Source organism: Mesorhizobium sp. M7A.F.Ca.CA.002.09.1.1, assembly GCF_003998555.1.
In the GTDB taxonomy this organism is placed as follows: Bacteria; Pseudomonadota; Alphaproteobacteria; order Rhizobiales; family Rhizobiaceae; genus Mesorhizobium; species Mesorhizobium ciceri.
The window spans coordinates 1-6,311 of the sequence record NZ_RZRR01000259.1 but is presented as its reverse complement, the minus strand read 5'-3'; the positions used below and the strand labels follow the sequence as shown (position 1 = coordinate 6,311).

The following is a 6,311-nucleotide window of genomic DNA, read 5'->3' as shown; positions in this document are numbered from 1 at the left end:
ATGCAGTTCCTGGCGCCGTTCGCCGGCTGCACCATGGGTGAATATTTCCGCGACAACGGCATGCACGCGCTGATCAGCTATGACGATCTGTCGAAGCAGGCCGTCGCCTATCGCCAGATGTCGCTGCTGCTGCGCCGCCCGCCGGGCCGCGAAGCCTATCCGGGCGACGTGTTCTACCTGCACTCGCGCCTGCTCGAGCGCGCCGCCAAGCTCAACGACGATCTGGGCGGCGGGTCGCTGACCGCTCTGCCGATCATCGAGACGCAGGCCAACGACGTGTCGGCCTACATCCCGACCAACGTGATCTCGATCACCGACGGCCAGATCTTCCTCGAAACCAACCTGTTCTTCCAGGGCATCCGTCCTGCGGTGAACGTCGGTCTATCGGTGTCGCGCGTCGGCTCGGCCGCGCAGATCAAGGCGATGAAGCAGGTTGCCGGCTCGATCAAGGGCGAGCTCGCGCAGTACCGCGAAATGGCGGCCTTCGCGCAGTTCGGCTCGGATCTCGACGCTGCCACGCAGCGCCTGCTCAACCGCGGATCGCGCCTGACCGAACTCCTGAAGCAGCCGCAGTTCTCGCCGCTGAAGACGGAAGAGCAGGTCGCGGTGATCTTCGCCGGCGTCAACGGTTATCTCGACAAGCTGCCGGTCAACCAGGTCGGCAAGTTCGAGCATGGCCTGCTCAGCCACATGCGTGCGGCCGGCAAGGACGTTCTCGACGCCATCCGCAAGGAAAAGGCACTGTCGGACGATCTGCGCGCCAAGCTGAAGGCCGAGATCGACGCTTTCGCCAAGACCTTCGCCTGAGCGAAGCGACAAGACGGGATCAGGTTTGAAGCATGCCTTCATTAAAAGACCTTCGTAACCGTATCGCCTCGGTCAAGGCGACGCAGAAGATCACCAAGGCGATGCAGATGGTCGCCGCGGCGAAGCTGCGCCGTGCGCAAGAGGCTGCGGAAGCGGCGCGCCCCTATTCGGAGCGCATGGGTTCCGTGCTGGCCAACATCACCCAGGCGATCGGCGGCGGTGGCGATGCCCCGGCGCTGATGACCGGCACCGGCAAGGATGATGTGCATCTGCTCGTCGTCTGCACCGCCGAGCGCGGCCTGTGCGGCGGCTTCAATTCGCAGATCGCCCGTCTTGCCCGCGACCACATCCGCAAGCTTTTGGCCGACGGCAAGCAGGTCAAGATCATCTGCGTCGGCAAGAAGGGTTTCGACATCCTGCGCCGCGACTACGCGTCGCTGATCATCGATCGCGTCGATCTGCGCGAGGTCAAGACACTCGGTTTCGTCAATGCCGATGCCATAGCCAAGAAGGTCATCCATCTCTTCAACGAGGGCGGCTTCGACATCTGCACGCTGTTCTATTCGCAGTTCAAGTCTGTGATCAGCCAGATCCCGACCGCGCAGCAGATCATTCCGGCGGGCGTTGCTTCGGCTCAGGCGGAAGTGACGGATGGCGGCAACGCTGTCTATGAATACGAACCGGAGCCGGGCGAAATCCTCTCCGATCTCATTCCGCGCAACATCTCGGTGCAGGTTTTCCGGGCACTGCTCGAAAACGCGGCCGGCGAGATGGGCGCCAAGATGAGTGCCATGGACAATGCGACGCGCAACGCCGGCGAGATGATCAACAAGTTGTCGATCACCTATAACCGCCAGCGGCAGGCGCAGATCACCAAGGAACTGATCGAAATCATTTCGGGCGCCGAGGCGCTCTAGGCGCGGTCCACGGGTTTTTTGCCCGCGACCGGACCGCGTGAGAAACAAAGGACGAAAAAGGGTAAAGACGATGGCGAAAGCAGCGACCCCCCAGAAGGCAGCCCCCAAGGCCGCAGCCGCGAAGGCAGCAGCCCCCGCGAAGGCGGCAAAGGCTCCAGCAGCAGCCGCGAAGGCGGCCCCGGCCAAGGCAGCAGCACCGGCGAAGGCCGCAGCTGCCAAGACATCGGCAGTGGCCAGCAAGGCAACCGGCGTTGTCGGCAAGGTCCGCCAGGTCATCGGCGCCGTCGTCGACGTGCAGTTCGGCGATCACCTGCCGGCGATCCTGAACGCGCTCGAGACGACCAATGTCGGCAACCGTCTGGTGCTCGAAGTCGCCCAGCACCTGGGTGAAAACACCGTGCGCTGCATCGCCATGGACTCGACCGAAGGTCTGGTTCGCGGCCAGGAAGTGCGTGACACCGGCGCGCCGATCACCGTGCCGGTCGGCCCGGGCATGCTCGGCCGCATCATCAACGTCATCGGCGAGCCGGTCGACGAAGAAGGCCCGGTCGACGCGATCGAAATGCGCTCCATCCACCAGCCGGCTCCGACCTATGTCGAGCAGTCGACGGAAGCACAGATCCTGATCACCGGCATCAAGGTGCTCGACCTCCTGGCTCCCTACGCCAAGGGCGGCAAGATCGGCCTGTTCGGCGGCGCCGGCGTCGGCAAGACCGTGCTGATCCAGGAACTGATCAACAACATCGCCAAGGCGCATGGCGGCTATTCGGTGTTCGCCGGCGTCGGCGAGCGCACCCGCGAAGGCAACGATCTGTATCACGAGTTCATCGAATCCGGCGTCAACAAGAAGGGCGGCGGCGAAGGCTCCAAGGCCGCGCTCGTCTACGGCCAGATGAACGAGCCGCCGGGCGCGCGCGCCCGCGTCGGCCTGACCGGCCTGACGGTTGCGGAGTATTTCCGCGACCAGGGCCAGGACGTGCTGTTCTTCGTCGACAACATCTTCCGCTTCACGCAGGCGGGTTCGGAAGTGTCGGCTCTGCTTGGCCGTATCCCGTCGGCGGTGGGCTATCAGCCGACGCTCGCCACCGACATGGGCGCGTTGCAGGAACGCATCACCACCACCACCAAGGGCTCGATCACGTCCGTGCAGGCGATCTACGTGCCCGCCGACGACTTGACCGATCCGGCGCCGGCGACCTCGTTCGCCCACCTTGACGCGACCACGACGCTGAACCGCGCCATCGCCGAAAAGGGCATCTATCCGGCGGTCGATCCGCTGGATTCGACCTCGCGCATGCTCGACCCGCTGGTCGTCGGCGACGAGCATTACGGCGTCGCGCGCCAGGTGCAGTCGATCCTCCAGCGCTACAAGTCGCTGCAGGACATCATCGCCATCCTGGGCATGGACGAGCTGTCGGAAGAAGACAAGCAGACCGTGGCCCGCGCCCGCAAGATCGAGCGCTTCCTATCGCAGCCCTTCTTCGTCGCCGAAGTGTTCACCGGCGCGCCGGGCAAGCTGGTCGACCTCGCCGACACCATCAAGGGCTTCAAGGGCCTCTGCAACGGCGACTACGATCACCTTCCGGAAGCTGCCTTCTACATGGTCGGCGGCATCGAGGAAGCGGTCGAGAAAGCACAGCGCCTCGCGGCTGAAGCGGCGTAATCAAGCGAATAGCGAATAGGGAGTAGCGAATAGGGAATATGGGCCGGCGAATTCTTCTTCTGACTACTCGCTGCTCGCTATTCGCTATTCGCTAAATTGATCATGGCTGAAGCTTTCAAGTTCGAACTGGTCTCGCCGGAGCGCCTGCTTGTTTCCGAGCAGGTTGAATCCGTCGTCATTCCGGGCGCCGAAGGCGAGATGACCGTGATGGCGCATCACGCGCCGGTCATGACCACGATCAAGCCGGGTGTCGTCACCGTGAAGACCGCAGCGGGCGGCGAAGAGCGCTATGTGGTGTTCGGCGGCTTCGCCGACATCGTTCCGGCCGGCTGCACGCTGCTGGCGGAATCGGCTGTCGCGGTGAAGGATGTCGACCGCGCCGATCTCGCGCGCCGCATCCAGGAAGCCAAAGAAGACGCCACTGATGCCAAGGACGACGAGGCTCGCAGCAAGGCGGAACAGTTCCTTAGCCAGCTCACCACGCTGGAAGGCGCCATCCTGCCGGCTTGAAATTCGGTTCGATGAAAGAGTAAAAAGCGGGGCCTTGCCTCGCTTTTTTGTTTAAATGCCCAAGGCTGCGAAAGCCAATGTCGGGCCGTCTCGTCGCAGGTGGACGAGATGCACGGCCACGAGCTCGATCAAGGTCTGGCGCTCGGCATGGTCCTTGGCGAAGCCGGCGAGGTCGAACACAGCGGTCACGGTTTCGTTCGCCGGCAGTTGCTCGCCCAAAAGTGCCGTCAACGCCGCGTCGAGCGGGTCGGTGAAATGGCCCTCCGGCAAGGTTTTTCCTCGTGCGGCGCAAGCAGCGATCCAGGCAGCCACCACCAACGTGAGATGGACCAGCTCGGTACCGGCTTCTAGACATTCGATGGCGGAAGCGACGATGCGCTGCGGCAATTTCTGGCTGCCGTCATTGGCGATCTGAGCCGTACGGTGGGCAAGTGCAGTGTTGGAAAAACGCTCAGCGAGCTCCGCGGTGTAAGCGCTCGGGTCGAGCCCGGCATCCTCGGGCAGGGTCGGGATGGCTTCCGCCCACAATGCATCGACGAATTGCCGGATCGCCGGGTCGGCGAAGGCGCGGTCGACGGTGGCATGACCGCTGAGCAGGCCAAGATAGGCGATGGCCGAATGCGAGCCGTTGAGCAGCCTGAGCTTCATGTCCTCGAACGGGCCGACGTCGCGAACCATGGTGACGCCGAACTGTTCCCAGTCCGGGCGGCCCGCTGGGAAATTGTCTTCGACCACCCATTGGCAGAACGGCTCGGTCATGACAGGCCAAGCGTCCTCGGCACCGAGTTCTTCAGCGATCCGCGCCCGATCGGCATCGGTGGTTGCCGGCACGATGCGGTCGACCATGCTTGAAGGAAAGGCGACCTGATGGGCGATGTGATCGGCAATTCCGACATCATTCGATTGGGCGAGCCCGGCATCTCGCAACTGGGCGAATTCAACCAACAGCCGATGCAGCGTGGCGCCGTTGGCCGGCAGATTGTCGCAACAGAGCACGGTAAAGGGCGGCGTGCCGGCGGCGCGTCGCCGGGCAAGCGCCTCGGTCAGGAAACCATGCGCTGTCTTCGGCATCTGCGGATTGGCCAGATCATGGGCGATATCGGGATGAGCAGCGTCCAATCCGCCGCCAGCCGCCCTCAGATAGGCCTTTTCGGTGATCGTAAGCGTGACGATGCGGGTGCGCGGATCGGTCAGCGCGGCCAGTACCGCGCCCGGATCCTCCGGCGCCACCAGCATCGCGGTAATCGAGCCGATGACCTGAAGTTTTTCGGTTCCACTGCTTCTGATCGCCAGCGTGTAGAGCCCATCCTGCGGCGTGAGTGCGTCGCGCGTGTCGGCGCTGCGCAGCGAAACGCCTGTTATGCCCCAATCCGTCTCGCCGGCCGCCAGGCAATCGTCGACATAGGCGGCCTGGTGGGCGCGATGGAAGGCGCCGACGCCAAGATGCACGATGCCCGGGACGATGCGGCTGCGATCATACGAAGGCGTCGCGATCGAAGCCGGCAGTGCGCGCAACGTCTTCGTGGAAAGGCGTTCGGTCGTCGTGGTGCGACTGGTCTGGTCGGATGACATGAGTGGCCTCGGCAGGGATCGGCAAAGCGGCGTAACATTCGATTTCCCGCCACACAATGGGCCGAAAAGTCATCATACAACAACCTAATTTTTGTATGTTGACATTATTTCTTGCCGCCCCTACCGATAGCGGCCCTGGGAGGATTGCCGTGCCACTGACCGATGCGGATCTGCTGTTTCCCGCCGATGCGCATTCGCGCTCGGTTGCCCGCGATCTCTATGCCGGGATCAAGGACCTGCCCCTGGTCAGCCCGCATGGCCACACCGATCCGCGTTGGTATGCGCTGAACGAGCCTTTTCCGGATCCGGCGCAACTGCTCATCGTTCCGGATCACTACATTTTCCGCATGCTGTTCAGCCAAGGCATCCGCCTTGAGGATCTCGGCGTGGCGACGCTGGACGGCGCGCCGGTCGAGACCGACGGCAGGGCGATCTGGCGGCTTTTTGCCGAGCACTATTATCTGTTTCGGGGTACACCGACCCGGCTGTGGTTCGATCATGTGCTTGCCGATCTGTTCGGCATCGACGAGCCGCTGACCGCAGCGACCGCCGACCGCCACTACGACGCCATCGCGACGCTGCTGCAGTGGGAGAATTTCCGCCCGCGCGCCCTGTTCGAGCGCTTCAACATCGAGGTCATCGCGACCACCGAAGGCGCGCTCGACGATCTCAAATGGCACCAGATGATCCGCGACAGCGGCTGGCAGGGCCGTGTGGTCACCGCTTATCGCCCCGACGCCGTCGTCGATCCCGACTTCGAGGGGTTTTCAACCAATCTCGACCGGCTCGGCGAGATCACCGGCTGCGACACCGGCAGCTGGGCAGGCTATCTCGATGCGCAT

General features: G+C 63.5%; 5 protein-coding genes and 1 pseudogene. 5 read left to right on the top strand and 1 reads right to left on the bottom strand.

Annotated elements, in window-relative coordinates:
• From EN994_RS13725 to EN994_RS13710, 4 genes and pseudogenes are all read left to right on the top strand, one after another.
• Positions 1–807 (top strand): annotated as a pseudogene (locus EN994_RS13725) (F0F1 ATP synthase subunit alpha); the annotation flags it as partial.
• A gap of 32 nt (positions 808–839) precedes the next feature.
• Positions 840–1,724 carry a F0F1 ATP synthase subunit gamma gene (locus EN994_RS13720; RefSeq protein ID WP_013529037.1) on the top strand — a complete coding sequence of 295 codons (885 nt, stop codon included), beginning with the start codon at positions 840–842 and terminating at the stop codon, positions 1,722–1,724.
• Positions 1,725–1,794: 70 nt separating this feature from the next.
• Positions 1,795–3,387, top strand: coding sequence for a F0F1 ATP synthase subunit beta (atpD, locus tag EN994_RS13715; protein WP_027163462.1), 1,593 nt, complete (start codon positions 1,795–1,797; stop codon positions 3,385–3,387).
• Between the two features lie 102 nt (positions 3,388–3,489).
• The gene (locus tag EN994_RS13710; protein ID WP_013529039.1) at positions 3,490–3,897 is read left to right on the top strand and encodes a F0F1 ATP synthase subunit epsilon; all 408 of its coding nucleotides are present in this window, start codon (positions 3,490–3,492) and stop codon (positions 3,895–3,897) included.
• Between the two features lie 51 nt (positions 3,898–3,948).
• Here the strand turns inward: EN994_RS13710 and EN994_RS13705 are convergent, their stop codons facing one another.
• Positions 3,949–5,469 carry a mannitol dehydrogenase family protein gene (locus tag EN994_RS13705; RefSeq protein ID WP_063169452.1) on the bottom strand — a complete coding sequence of 507 codons (1,521 nt, stop codon included), beginning with the start codon at positions 5,467–5,469 and terminating at the stop codon, positions 3,949–3,951.
• 95 nt (positions 5,470–5,564) lie between these two features.
• Here EN994_RS13705 and EN994_RS13700 point away from each other — a divergent pair.
• A partial coding sequence (locus tag EN994_RS13700) for a glucuronate isomerase (RefSeq protein ID WP_164745906.1) occupies positions 5,565–6,311 on the top strand: 747 nt, incomplete at its 3' end.

Coding starts and splice junctions, on each gene's coding strand:
- EN994_RS13705 (WP_063169452.1), bottom strand. CDS start 5,469: ATGTCATCCGACCAGACCAGTCGCACCACGACGACCGAACGCCTTTCC.
- EN994_RS13720 (WP_013529037.1), top strand. CDS start 840: ATGCCTTCATTAAAAGACCTTCGTAACCGTATCGCCTCGGTCAAGGCG.
- EN994_RS13710 (WP_013529039.1), top strand. CDS start 3,490: ATGGCTGAAGCTTTCAAGTTCGAACTGGTCTCGCCGGAGCGCCTGCTT.
- atpD (WP_027163462.1), top strand. CDS start 1,795: ATGGCGAAAGCAGCGACCCCCCAGAAGGCAGCCCCCAAGGCCGCAGCC.